The 17,054-nt window shown below is 66.1% G+C and carries 14 protein-coding genes; 6 read left to right on the top strand and 8 right to left on the bottom strand.

The window, feature by feature from the left end:
* Nucleotides 1-15: 15 nt before the first annotated feature.
* The 3 genes from ABZ677_RS13080 to ABZ677_RS13070 form a co-directional block, all read right to left on the bottom strand.
* Nucleotides 16-720 (bottom strand): glutamine amidotransferase, encoded by a 705-nt coding sequence (locus ABZ677_RS13080; protein WP_037187811.1) that lies wholly within the window; start codon nucleotides 718-720, stop codon nucleotides 16-18.
* On the bottom strand, nucleotides 713-1,975 hold the full coding sequence (locus ABZ677_RS13075; RefSeq protein ID WP_358369896.1) for a Mur ligase family protein: 1,263 nt from the start codon (nucleotides 1,973-1,975) through the stop codon (nucleotides 713-715). The genes ABZ677_RS13080 and ABZ677_RS13075 overlap by 8 nt, the downstream gene beginning before the upstream one ends.
* An 85-nt stretch (nucleotides 1,976-2,060) precedes the next feature.
* Nucleotides 2,061-2,957, bottom strand: coding sequence for an EamA family transporter (locus tag ABZ677_RS13070; protein ID WP_358369894.1), 897 nt, complete (start codon nucleotides 2,955-2,957; stop codon nucleotides 2,061-2,063).
* Nucleotides 2,958-3,029: 72 nt separating this feature from the next.
* On the opposite strand from ABZ677_RS13070, the gene ABZ677_RS13065 reads away from it, so the two are divergent.
* Nucleotides 3,030-3,941, top strand: a complete 912-nt coding sequence (locus tag ABZ677_RS13065) for a LysR family transcriptional regulator (RefSeq protein ID WP_358369891.1) — start codon at nucleotides 3,030-3,032, stop codon at nucleotides 3,939-3,941.
* Here the strand turns inward: ABZ677_RS13065 and ABZ677_RS13060 are convergent.
* The 3 genes from ABZ677_RS13060 to ABZ677_RS13050 all read right to left on the bottom strand — a co-directional run bounded on the left by ABZ677_RS13060 (nucleotide 3,910) and on the right by ABZ677_RS13050 (nucleotide 8,060).
* A complete protein-coding gene (locus tag ABZ677_RS13060) occupies nucleotides 3,910-4,287 on the bottom strand; it encodes an SHOCT domain-containing protein (RefSeq protein ID WP_037188881.1) in 378 nt (125 codons plus the stop codon). The genes ABZ677_RS13065 and ABZ677_RS13060 overlap by 32 nt on opposite strands.
* Nucleotides 4,288-4,420: 133 nt before the next feature.
* Nucleotides 4,421-6,232, bottom strand: coding sequence for a 2-isopropylmalate synthase (gene leuA, locus ABZ677_RS13055; protein WP_037187819.1), 1,812 nt, complete (start codon nucleotides 6,230-6,232; stop codon nucleotides 4,421-4,423).
* Between the two features lie 151 nt (nucleotides 6,233-6,383).
* Nucleotides 6,384-8,060: an FUSC family protein gene (locus ABZ677_RS13050; RefSeq protein ID WP_358369887.1), complete on the bottom strand. Its 1,677-nt coding sequence runs from the start codon at nucleotides 8,058-8,060 to the stop codon at nucleotides 6,384-6,386.
* 149 nt (nucleotides 8,061-8,209) lie between these two features.
* On the opposite strand from ABZ677_RS13050, the gene ABZ677_RS13045 reads away from it, so the two are divergent.
* Nucleotides 8,210-9,475: an aspartate kinase gene (locus ABZ677_RS13045; protein ID WP_037187823.1), complete on the top strand. Its 1,266-nt coding sequence runs from the start codon at nucleotides 8,210-8,212 to the stop codon at nucleotides 9,473-9,475.
* 3 nt (nucleotides 9,476-9,478) lie between these two features.
* Nucleotides 9,479-10,501, top strand: a complete 1,023-nt coding sequence (locus tag ABZ677_RS13040; RefSeq protein ID WP_037187825.1) for an aspartate-semialdehyde dehydrogenase — start codon at nucleotides 9,479-9,481, stop codon at nucleotides 10,499-10,501.
* A 50-nt stretch (nucleotides 10,502-10,551) separates the two neighbouring features.
* Here ABZ677_RS13040 and ugpC read toward each other — a convergent pair whose 3' ends face one another.
* Entirely contained in the window at nucleotides 10,552-11,622 is a 1,071-nt protein-coding gene (ugpC, locus tag ABZ677_RS13035; RefSeq protein ID WP_094740845.1) for a sn-glycerol-3-phosphate ABC transporter ATP-binding protein UgpC, read from the bottom strand.
* A gap of 117 nt (nucleotides 11,623-11,739) precedes the next feature.
* On the opposite strand from ugpC, the gene ABZ677_RS13030 reads away from it, so the two are divergent.
* The 3 genes from ABZ677_RS13030 (at nucleotide 11,740) to ABZ677_RS13020 (ending at nucleotide 15,759) form a co-directional block, all read left to right on the top strand.
* Nucleotides 11,740-13,548 (top strand): multicopper oxidase domain-containing protein, encoded by a 1,809-nt coding sequence (locus tag ABZ677_RS13030; protein ID WP_358369883.1) that lies wholly within the window; start codon nucleotides 11,740-11,742, stop codon nucleotides 13,546-13,548.
* A gap of 148 nt (nucleotides 13,549-13,696) precedes the next feature.
* Nucleotides 13,697-14,098 (top strand): DUF6855 family protein, encoded by a 402-nt coding sequence (locus ABZ677_RS13025; protein WP_358369880.1) that lies wholly within the window; start codon nucleotides 13,697-13,699, stop codon nucleotides 14,096-14,098.
* Between the two features lie 47 nt (nucleotides 14,099-14,145).
* On the top strand, nucleotides 14,146-15,759 hold the full coding sequence (locus ABZ677_RS13020) for a DUF222 domain-containing protein (RefSeq protein ID WP_358369877.1): 1,614 nt from the start codon (nucleotides 14,146-14,148) through the stop codon (nucleotides 15,757-15,759).
* A gap of 232 nt (nucleotides 15,760-15,991) precedes the next feature.
* Here ABZ677_RS13020 and ABZ677_RS13015 read toward each other — a convergent pair whose 3' ends face one another.
* Nucleotides 15,992-16,906, bottom strand: coding sequence for a polysaccharide deacetylase family protein (locus ABZ677_RS13015; RefSeq protein WP_358369875.1), 915 nt, complete (start codon nucleotides 16,904-16,906; stop codon nucleotides 15,992-15,994).
* Nucleotides 16,907-17,054 lie beyond the last annotated feature (148 nt).

Here is a 17,054-nt window from a genome sequence, read left to right as displayed (position 1 = left end):
CCACTGCCGTAGGCACTATCGCAGCCGCTCCTTGCGGAGTTGCGCAACCTCGGGCAACTCGAGCGGAGCGAGCGTGGTGCCCAAGGCGCGCTCCAACAAGTAGTCCGCCAACTCCGGGTTTCGGGCGAGTACCGGCCCGTGCATGTACGTGCCGATCACAGACCCCTGCACGACGCCTTCGCGTCCGTCGCCGACACCGTTGCCCACGCCGTGGGTGACCTTGGCCAATGGGGACGCATCCAGCCCGAGAGTTGTTCCGCCGCGGTGGTTCTCGAAGCCGGTGAGTTTCTGGCTCAGGCCCTCGAGCGCGGGCTCGGTGACGACCTCGCCGATGGACCTGGTTGCCTGCGGCGCGGTGGTGACGTCGAATAGCGAGATGCCGTCGACGCGTTCGCCCGCGGAGGTTTCGTACCAGTGGCCGAGTACCTGGATCGCGGCGCAGATCGCGAGCACGGGCGCACCGCGAGCCGCGGCGTTCTGCAATCCGGGATAGCGGGTGAGGTGACGAGTCGCCAGGCGTTGAGCCGAATCCTCTGCTCCACCAAGGGTGTACACGTCCAGTGAATCGGGGACCGGGTCGCTGAGAGTGATCTGGACGACCTCGGCATCGATGTCGCGCATCCGCAGCCGCTGCCGCAGAATGAGCGCATTTCCGTTGTCGCCGTAAGTGCCCATCACGTCGGGCAGGACGAGGCCGATGCGTACGGTGGACTCAGACATCTTTCACCTCACGAGCCAGCGCGCGACCGAGATCGCGGAACGCGGTGTAGTTTGCGAGCACTTCGACGCGTCCCGGCGGGCAGGAAGCAATGGCCTGCAACGGATCTGCGATGTTGGTGTGCTGCGAACCCGCATAGAGCAGCCGCACTCCGAGGTCGGTCGCGCGTTCACCGGCGGCCACGACGGCGACGTTCTCGAAGTGCTCGAAGCGCACGTCCCACAGCCACGACAGGTCTTCGCCGTCGGGAACCTGACCGTTGACGGCGATGACGAGTCCGTCGCAGGTGGGGTCGATCATCGACAGTGCTTCCTGCCAGCCGGCGGGATTCTTGGCGAGAAGCATTCGGACGGAATGAGATCCGTACTGGATGGTGGAGTAGCGACCGGCCACCTCGTCGACGCTCGACGCGGCCGCGACGGCATCGGTCGGTGTCGCGCCGAGCGTCACTGCGGCGGCGACGGCCTGAGCTGCGTTGCCGCGGTTGGCCTTTCCTGGCAGCGACAGCGTCATCGGCAGGACGAGACCGTCGGGCCCGTAGAGATTCTCGTCGTCGAGCCACCAGTCCGGCGTCGGACGCTTGAAGTCGCTGCCGGTGCTGTACCAATGCTCGCCGTCCCACACGATGGGCTCGCCCGTACGCGGACAGCTGACGGAGTCTCCTGCCCACCCACCGCCCGCCGCGACCCAGACGACGTTCGGTGCGTCGAACGCGGCGGACGTGACGAGAACGTCGTCGCAGTTGGCGATGACGACGGTCTCGGGATGCCGGGCCAGTCCGGCGCGCAGTTTGCGTTCGATCATGTTGATCTCGCCCACGCGGTCGAGCTGATCGCGACTGAGGTTGAGCAACACGATCGCTGCGGGGTCGACGGCGTCGGACACATGGGGGACGTGCAGTTCGTCGACTTCGAGGGCAGCCAGCTCGGCATCGAAGTGAGCGTGCAGTGCGGCGACGATGCCGGCGTCCATGTTCGCGCCGTCGGCTTGGGTGGCGACGTCACCGAGGGTGGCCAGCGCCGCAGCCGTCATCCTGGTGGTGGTGGACTTGCCGTTGGTGCCGGTGACGATGACGGTGCGCCGACCGCGGCCGAGCCCGCCGAGAATGTTCGGGTCTATCTTGAGTGCGACGAGGCCGCCGATCATCGATCCCTTGCCGCGGCCTGCTTTGCGGGACGCCCAGGTCGCCAGCTCCGCCGCGCGCAGTGCCACGCGGCCACGTGCGCCGATACGTCTGCGCTCACCCACTTCAACCATCCGCCGAGTCTGGCACAGAAGAGGGTGCAGTTTCACGTCGGCGGTTTCGACCACTCGGTCGTTCCGCGGGCTCCACTCCCGCCCCTCACACCGGCGCTTTCTCCAGCACTTCGGTGGGCCGCCGGACGGTCATGCCGCCCAGACACCCGCCGATGACGACGACGCCACCGATCAGTGCGAGCACCGAGGGGTTCTCGCCCAGGAAGATCCAGGCCCCGGCGATGCCGACGACGGGAACCAGCAGCGAGAACGGCGCGACGAGACCGGCGGGGTTGCGACTCATCAGGATGCTCCACAGGCCGCTCCCGACGATCGTGGCCGGAATCACGATGTAAGCCAACGCGACCAAGCCGGGCCAGCCCTGCGGACCGAACGAGGCCGTCAGTGCGTGCCAGCCGGTGCTCGGACCCTCGACGATCGCCGACAGCGCCAGCATCGGCACCGGCGGCACGACGGTCATCCACAGCATCAGCGTCATCGGCGATTCGGACTTCGCGAGTCGATTCCCCAGGTTGCCGAACGCCCAACCGAGTCCGGCGAGCAGGGTGAGGATCACCGGGAGCAAGGTGGCGTTCTGGGCGCGGTCCCACCCGATCAGCACCATGCCGAGCACGGCGATCGCAATGCCGATGGCCTGCCTGCGGGAGACGTGTTCGCGGAGCAGAACCGCGCCGAGAACGACGGTGAACGGTGCCGACGACTGCAGCACGAGCGACGCCAATCCGGTGGGCATGCCCGCCGCCATCGCTGCGAACAGGAACGCGAATTGCAGGAATCCGAACCCGAAGCCGTACAGCAGCAGCCACTTCAGCGGCACCTTGGGTCGCGGGACGAACAGCACGACGGGGACGGCGATGACCAGGAATCTCAGTGCGGCGAAGAAGAAGGGCGGGAAGTGATCGAGCCCCACACGGATGGCAAGGAAGTTCAGTCCCCACAGCACGACGACGGTCAGTCCGAGGAGGCGGTCGCGAGTGCTCATGGCCCCAATCGTGACGGCAGCGAATGATCAGCACAATCGAATATATTCGCAGGAACAGTTAAGATCGTCTACATGAACGTGGAGCGGCTGAGGATCCTTCGTGAACTCGCCGACCGTGGGACCGTCGCTGCCGTCGCCGACGCGCTGTCCATGACGCCGTCGGCGGTATCTCAGCAGCTCAAGCTGCTCGCCAAGGAAGCGGGGGTGACGCTGCTCGAACCCGACGGCCGCCGACTTCGGCTCACCGACGCCGGGCGTGCGTTGGTGGTCAGGACGGACGATGTGTTCGCCGCCCTCGCCCGCGCCACGGCGGAGATGGATCGATACCGGGCGTCCCCGCGGGGACGCGTTCGAGTCGCGCTGTTCCCGTCCGGTGCTGCGCTCCTGTTGCCCGGGCTACTGACGCGGTTGGCGAACTCGGACGTCGACATCGACGCCCGCGACGAGGATCTGCCCGCATCCTCGGTGCCGGAACTTCTGGCGGACTACGACGTCGTCCTCACGCACCGCGACGAGCGGGCACCGTCGACGGCAGGCCCGCGCATCGAGGTGACGACCCTGATGCGTGAGCCCATCGATCTGGTGTTACCGCCCGGACATACTCTGGCGCAACATGAATCGATAGACCTTCGGGACCTGGTCGACGAACGATGGATCAGTGTCCGCGGCGGATTCCCGGTCGACGACGTGCTGCTCTCGGTGGCCGCGGCGACCGGCGTCGAACCGCGAGTGATGCAGCGAGTGAACGACTTCCGCGTCACCGAGGTCTTGGTGGCCGCAGGTCACGGAGTGGCATTGATGCCGCGCTACGCCGTCGTTCATCCTGGCTTGGTGCGGCGAGAACTGTCCGGGGTGCGGGCAGGGCGAATCTACGAACTCGCGACGCGACCCGACGCGGGACGACTACCCTCGATCGCCGCAGTGCTCGACGCGTTCAGGGCGGAAGCGACGTTCAGGACAGGGCTTTGGCCTTCAACGTCCTGAACTCGTCCTGATCGATGGTGCCGTTGTCCAGCAACGCCTTTGCGTGTGCGATCTCCTCCGATGCCGACCGACCGGCCACTTCCTTGATGTAGTTCTCCTGCTGGTCCTTGGCGTGCTGCAGGGCGGCGACTTGACGCTTGGCCATGTTGCTGCCGTTCACGATGAGGTAGACCAGCGCGGTCAGGAACGGCGCGACGATCAGAAAGAACACCCACACGGCCTTGATGACTCCGGATGTCTTGTGGTCTCGGAAGAGGTCTCCGATGATCGAGAACATCACCATGAGATAGGCCACGAAGGCGAATCCGACGATGAGTAGCCAGAGAAAATCCCAGAAAGAATCCATGGCGAACTTCCATTCCCTAAGGTGCCCCGACGGCAGGTTCATTGTCGCACGCGGCGTACCAGCTGAGCGTCGATAAACAGCGAAAAGCCGCCCGTTCGTGATGAACGGGCGGCTTTTTCGTCGAGCAGAGGATCTATTTCAGCGCGCGGTTCACGGCCGAGACCACAGCGCGCAGTGACGCAGTGGTGATCGACGTCGCGATGCCGACGCCCCAGACGGTGGTGGCGACACCGGCAGGCGAGGTGACCGAGGCTTCGACGTAGGCGGCGGCCTGTGCGTCGTCGCCTGCGGACATGGCGTGCTCGGAGTAGTCGAGGACGCTGACGTCGTAGCCGATGGTGGACAGTGCGTCGACGAACGAGGCGAGCGGGCCGTTGCCGGAGCCGGAGATCTCCTGCTCCACGCCGTCGACCTTGACCGTCGCGGTGATCGTGTCGGTGCCGCCGTCGTGCTCGGCCGCGATGACCGACTGCTTGATGCGCTCGAGCGGGCGGATCGGGGTCAGGTACTCCTCGGCGAAGACGTCCCACATCTCCTTGGGCGAGACCTCGCCGCCCTCACCGTCGGTGATGCGCTGGACGGCCTGGGAGAACTCGATCTGGAGTCGACGCGGCAGGTTCAGTCCGTGATCGGACTTCATGATGTAGGCGACGCCGCCCTTGCCGGACTGCGAGTTGACGCGAATGACGGCCTCGTAGGTGCGACCGACGTCTTTCGGGTCGACGGGCAGATACGGAACCTGCCAGGTGACGTCCCCGATGTCCGAACCCTGCTCGTCCGCAGTGACTTTCATCGCGTCCAGGCCCTTGTTGATGGCGTCCTGGTGGCTACCGGAGAAGGCGGTGTAGACCAGATCGCCGCCGTAGGGGTGACGCTCGGCGACGGGAAGTTGATTGCAGTACTCCACCGTTCGACGGACCTCGTCGATGTTGGAGAAGTCGATCTGCGGATCGACACCGCGGGTGAACAGGTTCAACCCGAGCGTGACGAGGCAGACGTTGCCGGTGCGCTCGCCGTTGCCGAACAGGCAACCCTCGATGCGATCTGCACCCGCCTGATAGCCGAGTTCGGCTGCGGCAACACCGGTTCCGCGGTCGTTGTGCGGGTGCAGTGACAGCACGATGCTGTCGCGGCGGTCGAGGTTGCGGCTCATCCACTCGATCGAGTCGGCGTAGACGTTGGGCGTCGCCATCTCGACGGTGGCGGGCAGGTTCAGAATCAGCGGCTTGGCGGGAGTCGGATCGATGATCGCGGTGACCGCGTCGCACACCTCTTTGGCGTAGGCGAGTTCGGTGCCGGTGTAGGACTCGGGGGAGTACTCGTAGCGCCAGTCGGTATCGGGGAACTTGGCTGCTTCTTCGAGGACCTTGCGGGCACCGTCGGTGGCGATCTTCTTGATGACGTCACGCTCGGCCCGGAACACCACCCGGCGCTGCAGGATGGACGTCGAGTTGTAGAAGTGCACGATGACGCTGCGGGCACCCTCGCACGCGACGAAGGTGCGCTCGATCAGCTCGGGACGGCACTGCGTCAGCACCTGGATGGTGACGTCGTCGGGGATCGCGCCGTCCTCGATGATCTCGCGGACGAAATCGAAGTCGGTCTGACTGGCCGACGGGAAGCCGACCTCGATCTGCTTGTAGCCCATGCGGACCAGCAGGTCGAACATCCGGCGCTTGCGGGCCGGGCTCATCGGATCGATCAGCGCCTGGTTGCCGTCGCGCAGATCAACGGCACACCACTGCGGCGTCCGGTCGATGATCTTGTCCGGCCACGTGCGGTCGGGGAGGGTGATGGGCTCCACTTCCTCGGCGAACGGCCGATAACGGAACGTGGGCATCGAGGAGTTCTTCTGGGTGTTCCAGGCGGGCTGGTCGCTGGGAGCGGGCCGCGAGGGCGGGGTGATGGTGCGGGATCCCGAGGTGAATGCGTCGGCTGGTGACATGGTCTTCGTCTCTCCGTACAGATCAGAGCAATGTGTTCGACCGGCGCAACGAACCCCGCGACGGGAAGCCAGTCTGGTCTCAGACCCCGTCGCGGCTGTTAAGAAGGAGAGCTCGCAGCATGGGCTGAGTGTACTACCGCCGACCGACGGCCTACCCCAGGGTTGACGCGTCGAATTCTGTGACCACCGCGTCGAGCCGACGTTGCCAACGTTCGATGTCATCCATTCGTCCGACGTCGGTCATCGTCCAACAGTGCGCGAGGAGTTCGTACCCGAGGCGATCGACCTCGACATGCTGCGACCAGACCCGATGCGTCCACCCTCGATCGTTGTGCGCGGCCTCGGCACCTGCGAGAGCGGACCCGACGAGCTCGAACTGGACGTCGCGCCGCACGGCGAGAGCCGTCGGCGCGGCCACGTCCTCGGTCCGCAGCACCGTCAGCAGATGCGCGCCGAGCGTCAGGACTCGGCCGTCGGACCACAGCAACGTGCGACGAAATGCCCCGGGCAGCAGCAGCCACAGCGCTGCGAAAGCGAAAGCTACTCCCACCGTCGTCTCCACGATCCGGTCGACGACGATGTCCTCCAGCACGGACCCAGGATGGGTCAGGGTGCCCATCAGCAGGGCGAGCGGAGTGATGAACGTGACGGCCAACCCATAGTTGCGTGCCACCGACACCTCGATCGCGAACTGCAGCACCATCAACACCACGATGACGGCCAGACCGGTCAACGGCGAGAGAAAGATGGCCGAGAACAACGCCACGCCGGCGAGAGTTCCGCCGAGCCGCTGCAGGCCACGGTAGGTGCCGTGCACCCGATCGGGACCCTGTTGCAACACCAGGACGGCACCGAGGATCGCCCAGTCCGGTCGGCTCAGATCCAGCGCGACGCTGATCCCGCCCGCCGCCGCTGCCGCGCAGAACACCCGAACGGCGGTCGACATCGCATGGGAATCACGGTGCAGCGAGCGCCGCAACCGATACCCGACGCTCGGCCTGGCCAGCGGCAGCTGATCGGACACGGAATCAACCGCCCGATCCGGATCGGCCCGCGCAGTGGTCGTCGCCGCAAAGGCCCGATGCGCGTCGAACAATTTCTGAACCAGCACCGGCCTCGATGACCGCCGCACGGCACCCGCGTCGTACACCGCAGCCCACGCCGCGTGCAGACGCGCGGCCGCAGCATGACGATCGGCGGCAGACGCCGTCGGCGAGCTCGTGTATTTCTCGATGGCACCCACCGCGGCTCCGACGGCCTCGCGCTCCGGTCCTCGCGGATCCCAGAGCACCCCGGACATCGACACCACCAGCGCCGACGCGACGCCGATTGCCGCACAGACCGCTCCGTGAGCGGCGCTGATGCCGGCTCCGGGGATGTACGACGACACCGCGCACACCAACACGAAGAAGAACGCTCCCGGCGGTCCCAGTCGCAGCGCAGCGATGACGTAGACCGAGACGAGAGCGAGGAGCGAGAGCAGGGTCACCGGGACCATCCGCGCCACGCCGGTGCTCCCGAGATCGAGCGACATCTGCCCGGCCGTCGCCCCGAGCCACACCGAGGCCACCAGTGCGCCGCCCGCGGTCAGGACCACCCACCAACGCGAACGATACGGACGGCCCTCGCCGTAGATGACGGCAAAACTGCCCGAAACCACCAGCAGGGCCTCGGTGTGGAACCCGAGAACCCACGCCGCGATCGCGGGGACACCGAACGCCAGAGCCGAGCGCAGTCCACCCGGCCAGCGACGGCCGACGGCGGGGAGCCCGAAGAGCACCCGCAGACCTCGCGGGGGTGGGGGTGGGCGGTGCTCGGGAAGGGTCACCCGACCATGTTAGGACAGGCGTATCCGCAGGCGAGCCACCCTAAAGTCCCAGCTCGGAGCTACCCGGGCCACTGCTCGGGGCATTCGCTCGGTAGGGTTACCCCGGAACAATCGCCCGATTGTCGGCTATCCAGCGGAGGTAAACAGGCGTGGCTCTCATCGTCCAGAAGTACGGTGGATCGTCGGTGGGAACCGCCGAACGTATCCGACGCGTCGCTGAACGAATCGTCGAGACCAAGAAGGCAGGCAACGACGTCGTCGTGGTCGTGTCGGCCATGGGCGACACCACCGACGAACTACTCGACCTGGCCCAGCAGGTGTGCCCGGCCCCGCCGGCCCGCGAGATGGACATGCTGCTCACCTCGGGTGAACGCATCTCCAACGCGCTGGTCGCGATGGCCATCCACTCGCTCGGTGCCGAGGCCCGGTCGTTCACCGGCTCCCAGGCAGGCGTCGTCACCACCAGCGTGCACGGCAACGCCAAGATCATCGACGTCACCCCCGGCCGCGTGCGCAGTGCCCTCGACGAGGGTTCGATCGTGCTCGTCGCCGGATTCCAGGGCGTCAGCCAGGACAGCAAGGACGTCACGACGCTCGGTCGTGGTGGGTCGGACACCACCGCCGTTGCGCTCGCCGCAGCACTGAACGCCGACGTCTGCGAGATCTACACCGACGTCGACGGCATCTTCACCGCCGACCCGCGCATCGTGCCCAACGCCCGGCACCTCGACACCGTCTCGTTCGAGGAGATGCTCGAGATGGCTGCCTGCGGCGCGAAGGTGCTCATGCTGCGCTGCGTCGAATACGCGCGTCGCTACAACGTTCCTGTTCACGTGCGCTCGTCGTACACCACGAAACCCGGAACGATCGTCTCCGGATCTATGGAGGACATTCCAGTGGAAGAAGCAATTCTCACCGGCGTCGCACACGATCGCAGCGAGGCGAAGGTCACCGTCGTCGGCATCCCCGATTCGCCGGGTTACGCGGGCAAGATCTTCCGCGCCGTCGCCGACGCGGAGATCAACATCGACATGGTGCTGCAGAACGTCTCCAAGATCGACACCGGGAAGACCGACATCACCTTCACTTGCCCCAAGTCGGACGGTCCGACGGCCGTGGAGAAGCTGACCAAGCTGCAGTCCGAGATCGGCTTCGCGCAGGTGCTCTACGACGACCACATCGGCAAGGTCTCGCTCGTCGGCGCAGGAATGAAGACCCACCCCGGCGTCACGGCGACTTTCTGCGAGGCGCTGGCCGAGGCAGGCGTCAACATCGACCTCATCAGCACCTCCGAGATCCGTATCTCGGTGCTGGTCAACGACACCGAGCTGGACGAGGCCGTGCGTGTTTTGCACGCCGCCTTCGATCTCGGCGGCGACGAAGAAGCCGTCGTACACGCAGGGACAGGACGATAGAAGATGACCACAGTTGCAGTCGTAGGAGCTACCGGCCAGGTCGGTGCTGTCATGCGAACACTGTTGGAGGAGCGTAACTTTCCCGCCGACACCGTTCGATTCTTCGCCTCCGCCAGGTCGGCGGGCAAGAAGCTGCCGTTCCGCGGCGAGGAGATCGTCGTCGAGGATGCGTCCACCGCGGACCTGACCGGAATCGATATCGCGCTGTTCTCGGCAGGAGCCACGCTCTCCCGTGAGCAGGCACCGCGCTTCGCCGCTGCAGGTGCCACCGTCATCGACAACTCGTCGGCGTTCCGCAAGGACTCGGACGTGCCGTTGGTGGTCAGCGAGGTCAACCCCGAGGCAGCGAAGAACCCGCCGCGCGGCATCATCGCCAACCCCAACTGCACCACCATGGCCGCGATGCCGGTGCTCAAGGTGCTGCACGACGAAGCAGGCCTGCAGCGTCTGATCGTCTCGAGCTACCAGGCCGTCTCCGGTAGCGGACTCGCCGGTGTCGAGGAACTCGCCACCCAGGCGCGCGCCGTCATCGGCGACGTCGAAAAGCTGGTGCACGACGGTTCGTCGGTGGATTTCCCGGCCCCGAACAAGTACGTCGCGCCCATCGCCTTCAACGTCCTGCCGCTGGCCGGCGCGTTGGTGGACGACGGATCCGGCGAAACCGACGAGGACCAGAAGCTGCGCAACGAATCGCGCAAGATCCTCGGCCTGCCCGACCTGCTGGTCAGCGGTACCTGCGTCCGCGTGCCGGTGTTCACCGGCCACTCGCTGTCGATCAACGCCGAGTTCGATCGCCCGCTCTCGGTGGAACGTGCCCGCGAACTGCTGGCCTCGGCACCCGGTGTCTCGCTGGTCGACGTGCCGACGCCTCTGCAGGCGGCAGGCGCGGACGATTCCTTGGTCGGCCGCATCCGCCAGGACCCGGGTGTTCCCGAGGGCCGCGGATTGGCCCTGTTCGTCTCGGGCGACAACCTGCGTAAGGGCGCGGCGCTCAACACGATTCAGATCGCCGAGCTGCTGGTCTGACCTCGTGGCGCGTTGTGCGTCCCCAGGGGTACGCACAACGCGCACGACGGTCAGTTCAGGCGGTGACCTTCGGCGGAAGCGTCGAAGATGTGCGCGTGCGCGTCGTCGATGCGCACATGGACGCGGTCGCCCTTCTCGGGCGGGCTGCGCCAATCTGCCCGGGCGACGATGGTTTCCGTGCGGCCGTTGATGTCTGCGCGGCCGAACACGAAGGCCTCGGAACCGAGTTCCTCGACCACGTCGATCTCCAGAGCGATTCCGCTGCTTGCAATCTCGATGTGCTCGGGCCTGATACCGAACATCACCTCCGTGGCGGACCCGAGAGTCTGCCGCGGTACGGGAATCACCTGATCGGCCAGGCGAACACCGCCGTCGGTGACCGGGGCACGGAACAGATTCATCGACGGTGAGCCCATGAACCCGGCGACGAACGCATTGACCGGCTTCCGGTACAGCTCGCGCGGAGTCGCGCACTGCTGCAGCACACCACCTTTGAGCACCGCGACGCGATCGCCCATCGTCATGGCCTCTACCTGATCGTGAGTGACGTACACCGTCGTCGTCCCGAGCCTGCGCTGCAGCTGCGCGATCTGCGTGCGCGTCTGGACCCGAAGTTTCGCGTCCAGGTTGGACAGTGGCTCGTCCATCAGAAACACCTGGGGCTGACGAACGATGGCGCGCCCCATGGCAACCCGCTGACGTTGGCCGCCCGAGAGGGCCTTGGGCTTGCGGTCGAGGTACGGCTCGAGGTCGAGCAGCTTCGCGGCCTCCTCGACGCGAGTGCGAATGTCCTCCTTGTTCGCCTTCGCCAGCTTCAGCGCGAACCCCATGTTCTCGGCGACGGTCATGTGCGGGTACAGCGCGTAGTTCTGGAACACCATCGCGATGTCGCGATCCTTGGGTTCGGAATGGGTGACGTCCTTGCCGCCGATCAGGATGCGGCCCGAGTTGACCTCTTCGAGACCCGCGAGCATGCGGAGCGAGGTGGACTTTCCGCAACCGGATGGGCCGACCAGCACGAGAAATTCGCCGTCCTCGATGTGCAGGTCGAGCTCGTTCACCGCGGGAGTGTCGGAGCCCGGAAACAGCCTGGTGGTGCGCTCGAACGAGATTGTTGCCATGACGAAATAGATCCCTCCACCGGCAGGAACGTGCCGGACGATCCGAGTGTGGGGTGACGGCGGGAGCCGACGAGCACATAGTATGGCCCCCATCACAACCAGTAGAGAGGTGGCCGGGTGAGCGGAGCTGTGTCCCGACGAACCGCGCTGCGAGGGCTGGCCGTGGCCGCCGTCGCCGCCGGAGCCGCTGCTCTTCCGGTGGCGTCGACGACGCGTCGAGCACTGGCGGACGACTTCCTCCGCGGCCAGAGCCCCCTGCTGTTCCACTCACCGCCCCTGACGCCCTTCCGGGACGAGCTGCCGAGATTGCCGCTGATCAGCGGTACGGAAGTGACGTTGGACGCGCACAGTTCCATGCATTCCTTCCACGCCGACCTGCGCCCCGGGCCCACCTTCGGATACGGGCAGTGCGACTACCTCGGGCCCACCATCGAATCGCAGCAAGGCCAACCCTGGACGCTGAAGTACTCCAACACCACCGCAGGTAACCCGCTCGCCGCGGACATCGACACCTCGCTGCACGGCATGAGCGAGATGGACCGCACGATGACGCCGACGTCACTGCACCTGCACGGCAGCATCACCGAACCGGCGAGCGACGGGCACTCCGAGATGCTGGTGCGCCCGGGCGAGTCGATGACGCACAACTTCCCGGGACTCAACGACGCCGCGGGACTCTGGTACCACGACCACGCCATGTCGATGACGCGCATCAACGTCTACGCAGGTCTGCTCGGCATCAACCTGGTCCGAGATCGTTGGGACACCGGCACACCCGACAACGCACTGGGTCTGCCGTCGGGAGAGTTCGAGCTGCCGCTGGTGCTGCAGGAAAAGATCATGAACCCCGACGGCAGTATGAGCATCCGCTCCAACATCACCGTGCCGCAGGGCAAATGGGAAGGCGGCGGCACCGGAGACGTGGGCGTCGTCAACGGCAAGATCTGGCCGACGATGGAAGTGGCACGCGGGATGTATCGGCTGCGCGTGGTCAACGCCGGGTCGTACAGCGTGTGGAACTTGTTCTTCACCAACAGACTTCGCTTCTGGGTCATCGGGAACGACGGTGGATTGCTCGACGCCCCGGTGGAGACCACCAGCATTCGGCTCGCACCTGCCGAGCGCGCCGACATCCTCGTCGACTTCGGTGCCGTGGAGCCGGGCGCACTGATCGAGCTGCTCAACGACGAGCCACCACCTGCTCAGGCGGCATCACTCGGTGCGGTGCCGATGCCACTGTTCTGTCAGTTCCGTGTCGCGTCCGCCGCAGGTTTCCGAGGCGGCATGCCGTCGTTGCTACGCGGTGGAAAGGGTCAGCCGGATGTGTTGCCGCCGTTGCCGGCTGCGACTTTCACTCGAACGGTCACCGTGAACCAGCCGTCCGGTGGGCTGAACCTGGACATGACGCTGATGAACCTGAACAACCTGCGGTACTCGGACCCGGACATCGAGATGCCGAAGCAGGGGACCGTGGAGATGTGGAACATCGTCAACACGACGGTGGAGCCGCACCCGATTCACCTGCACCTGGCGCACTTTCGGACGTTGGGCCGTATTCCCATCGACCTCGCGGCGTACCAACGAGACTTCCCCCGGCCCACATTCGGTACCAGATGGGCTCCGCCGGTGGAGAAGTTTCTCACCGGTCCATCGGTGCCGCCTGCTTCGTGGGAAGCCGGGTGGAAGGACACCGTCAACACCTACCCGGGCACCGTCACACAGATCCTCGTTCGATTCCCGACGGCCGACGAGCTCGGGTTCGACCCCGACGCCACCTTCGCCGGTCCGGCCGCGCACCACGGCGGCGAGCACGGTGGCCATGACATGGGTGGAGGTGGCGAGTTGCAGGGGTATATGTGGCACTGCCACATGCTCGACCACGAGGACCACGAAATGATGTTGCGGTACCGCACCGTCGCTCCGTGACGCACGCACCCGAACCTGTCCTGGGCCGGGAGTTGCTTGCGTTCACCGTCCGGTCGGCCCACACTGGCCCTGCCGCGTCAGGCAATCACCGCGCTCGGTCGACCTTTCTGCCCATCGGCTGACTGCGACAACGGAACGGACCTCGCACATGAGCAGCGGAACCACATCCGACCCTTGGGCTCTCATCACCGCCCCCGGCACCTCGGCGTACACCATGTACCGCGATCCCGACCACGAGCCACCTGCCCTCGTATGCCAGGTGGGGACGACGACCCTGCGCTACCGCATCGAGGCAGTCGAGGACTTGCACGCGTGGCTCACCGAGCAGGCCGAGTGGGTACTGCTCGGTGCCGCGGACGAGAAGAAGCCGGCCGCTCCTGGCACGGTCGAAGCGTGGGGGCGCTCGCCCGACAATCCAGTCGGCGGTTGGTACGGGCTGAGGAACGGATACCGCGGCCGGTTCGGGATGTACCTGCCGCCGCTACTCGAAGAGCTCGGCCTGGCCGAGCTCACCCACCATGCCCGGAACAACAGCATGCGGGCGTTGTAGACGAGTCATCGAAAAACGTGTCGGTGGGTGGGTATAGCTTTCGTGGGGTGAAGACATGGGGGGATGTGTTCGAGCTCGGGGACCAGGAATTGGTCTCCGAGCTGGCCGACGTTGCCTCCCTCGAAAATGCGCTCGCTGCAACCAGATTGACACTTCTCGCCGAGATGGACCGACGCGGTTTGGCGATGAAACTCGGGCACTCGTCGGTGACCCGGTGGTACGCGCGATCGGTGCGGATCACCGACGGGTCCGCTGCCCGTCAGATGGAGCTGGGGCAATGGCTCACCGAGTGGCCGAGCGTGTCGAACGCCCTCGCAGGTGGTGACATCCACGCCGCGCATACCTCGGCGATCGCCGACGGCTACGCCACCGTGGTGGTCGCCGACCCCACCCTCGACGAGCAGCGCCGTGACGCTGTCGTCGCCGAACTGCTCGAGACCGCAATGCGCAGCACCGCCGGCCAGGTCACCTCCCGTGCGCAGGCTCTGGCGCATTCCGCGGCGGACGACGCCAGAGCCCGACACAAGCAGGCCGAGAAGCAACGACAAGAACAGGAACAAGAACGGGAACAGGCGAGCCGAGCTGATACCGGGTCCAGCGACACCGACGACGCAGGAAACTCCGGTAATGCAGGAACCTCGAGCGATGCAGGTGGGTCAGGCGAGCCCGAACCTGCTGGGCCCGAACCTGTTCCGCCGGGGCCGCCGCCGGTACCGGTGTCGGAGAATCCGGAGCTGAACCGGTTCGATGTTCATCCGCTTGCCAATGGTCGTTTTCAACTCGGCGGCAACGTCGACCGGTTGCTGGCCGAGAAGCTGCTCACGGCGTTGTCGCCGTTGACCGCCCCGCGGCCGGGTCCCGGTGGTGAACGCGACCTACGTGGTCCGTCGAAGCGGCGGGCCGACGCGCTCGATCAGATCCTCGACCGGCACCTCCGCGGCAGCAGCCGCGGATCGGCGGGCGGGTCGCGGGCGTCGGTGCACCTGATCGTCCCGCTGCGGGAGTTGCTCACCGATAGTGGTAGAGGCCGATCCGCATGCGCATCAACGGGTTCGAGGCCACCCGCGGCCGATGGCACTGCCCGAACCGGTGATGCCGACACGAGTCCCAACGGTGCTGGCGGCGGTCACCGTGTCAGCGGGAGCAGTGCTGGTGCCGGCGACAATTCACGAACCGACGATTCCAGCAGCGATGCCGGGCAGAGGTCTGCGCCCGAGCCGGGCGATGCCGAGTGGCCGTTCCACTTCGACTGGACCGGGCCGATCAGTCGCTCCCTCGCCCAACTTCTCACCTGCGACGCCGACCTGACCCCCGTCATCGTCGACCACCACGGCGTCCCGCTCGCCCTCGGCCGCACCACCCGACTCGCCAGCGACGACCAACGCATCGCCCTGACCATCCGCGACACCTGCTGCGTGATGTGCGGCCGCCCCGCACAGTGGTGCCAAGCCCACCACGTGAAATTCTGGGAACACGGCGGCCACACCGACCTGAACAACCTCGCTCTGGTCTGCGGAGAATGCCACCGCCTCGTCCACCACGGAGACTGGCAACTGTTCATGGGCGACGACGGACACCCCTACGCCATCCCACCCGAATCCATCGACCCCACACGCCAACCCATCCCCAGCTACCACCGCCGAAAACGTCGCGCAGCCTGACCGCGCATCAGTCGCGCCGCCCTAGCCATTTGCCCCTCGGAGCCCTGCGCCCATCGGACATGCTTCGGCGCGCGGCCTCCCCGTGTGCACGGTGCTGTCGATCAGAACTGACGCGCGCCGGCCTCCCCTGCACCAGCGGCTCTCTCGCCCGATCCCTCGCCATCGCCGGGCCGGCTTTCATCATTCGGTAGCCGCCCAAATGAACTAGGTCGCTGGCGGCACCAGCGGTGAACTACCCGTCGCGCGGTGGTCGACGGCCGGTGTCTGTGGGGCCTACGAGACTGCGATAGTGCGCCGCGATCTCGCCCGGGGTGGTGAACCAAACGCCGTCACTGTTGTCGGTCATATGCTGCAGCGCCGCGCGGAACCGTCGGAGACGATAGGGCTGTCCGGTGAGGAAGGTGTGCAGCGAGATCGCGAGCACTACGGGTTGGCGGGTCGAGTTCTCCTTCAGCTCGTCGAAGCTGTCGATGATGTTGCGCTCGAACGTTTCTGCGGTCTGGTGGTGGTGAACGAACACAGGGAGATCGTTGACCTCGTGCGGGTACGGGATGCTCAGCAATGGGCCGCCCCGGGTCTCGAGCCACACCGGCTGATCGTCGATGGGCCAGTCCAAGGTGTACTCGTAGCCGCGTTCGGCGAGCAGGTCCTCGGTCATGCGGCTGGGGTTGGCGCCGGGGCTCATCCAACCCCGAGGTGGGGCTCCTTCGTGACGCTCGATGGCGGTCGTCACCTCCTCGATGGAGCGTCGCTCGGCATCCTCGTCCAGAGCGTTCGGTTGGACGGCGTTCGTTCGTCCGTGCGCGACCACTTCGGCATCGAGGGCGCGGAAGGCGTCGATCAGCTGCGGGGCATGCTCGTACACCTCGGTGTTGACCAGCAAGGTCGGTCGAACTCCGCTCTGCTGCAACGTCTCCGCAATCCGGAACCCGCCCACTCGGTTGCCGTATTCGCGCCAGCCCCAGTTGTAGGTATCGGGCTGATCCATCGCGGGCGTGTAGCCCAGGCCGGGTTTGCCGTCGTCGTACGGAAAGTGCTCGCAGTTGACCGCGACGTACACCGCGAGGCGCGCGCCACCCGGCCAGTCGAACTGTGGCCGATCGACGATGGGGGAGTAGTCGAAGCGTCCGTGGGAGGCGAGGGGCATTGCAGCGGTATTGCCCGCGGCGAGCCGAGACAAACGGTGGTCACTGGGACTGCGTCACGGCGGCGACAAGGTCCACGATCTGCGGGTCCCGTGTGGCCTGTCGGCCGTCCTGGCGGCAGATCGCCAGCGCAATCGAAGAGGTGAACGA

It is taken from the genome of Rhodococcus sp. NPDC006774 (assembly GCF_040636045.1).
Classification (GTDB): Bacteria; Actinomycetota; Actinomycetes; order Mycobacteriales; family Mycobacteriaceae; genus Rhodococcoides.
This window is presented reverse-complemented; position numbering and strand designations above follow the sequence as displayed.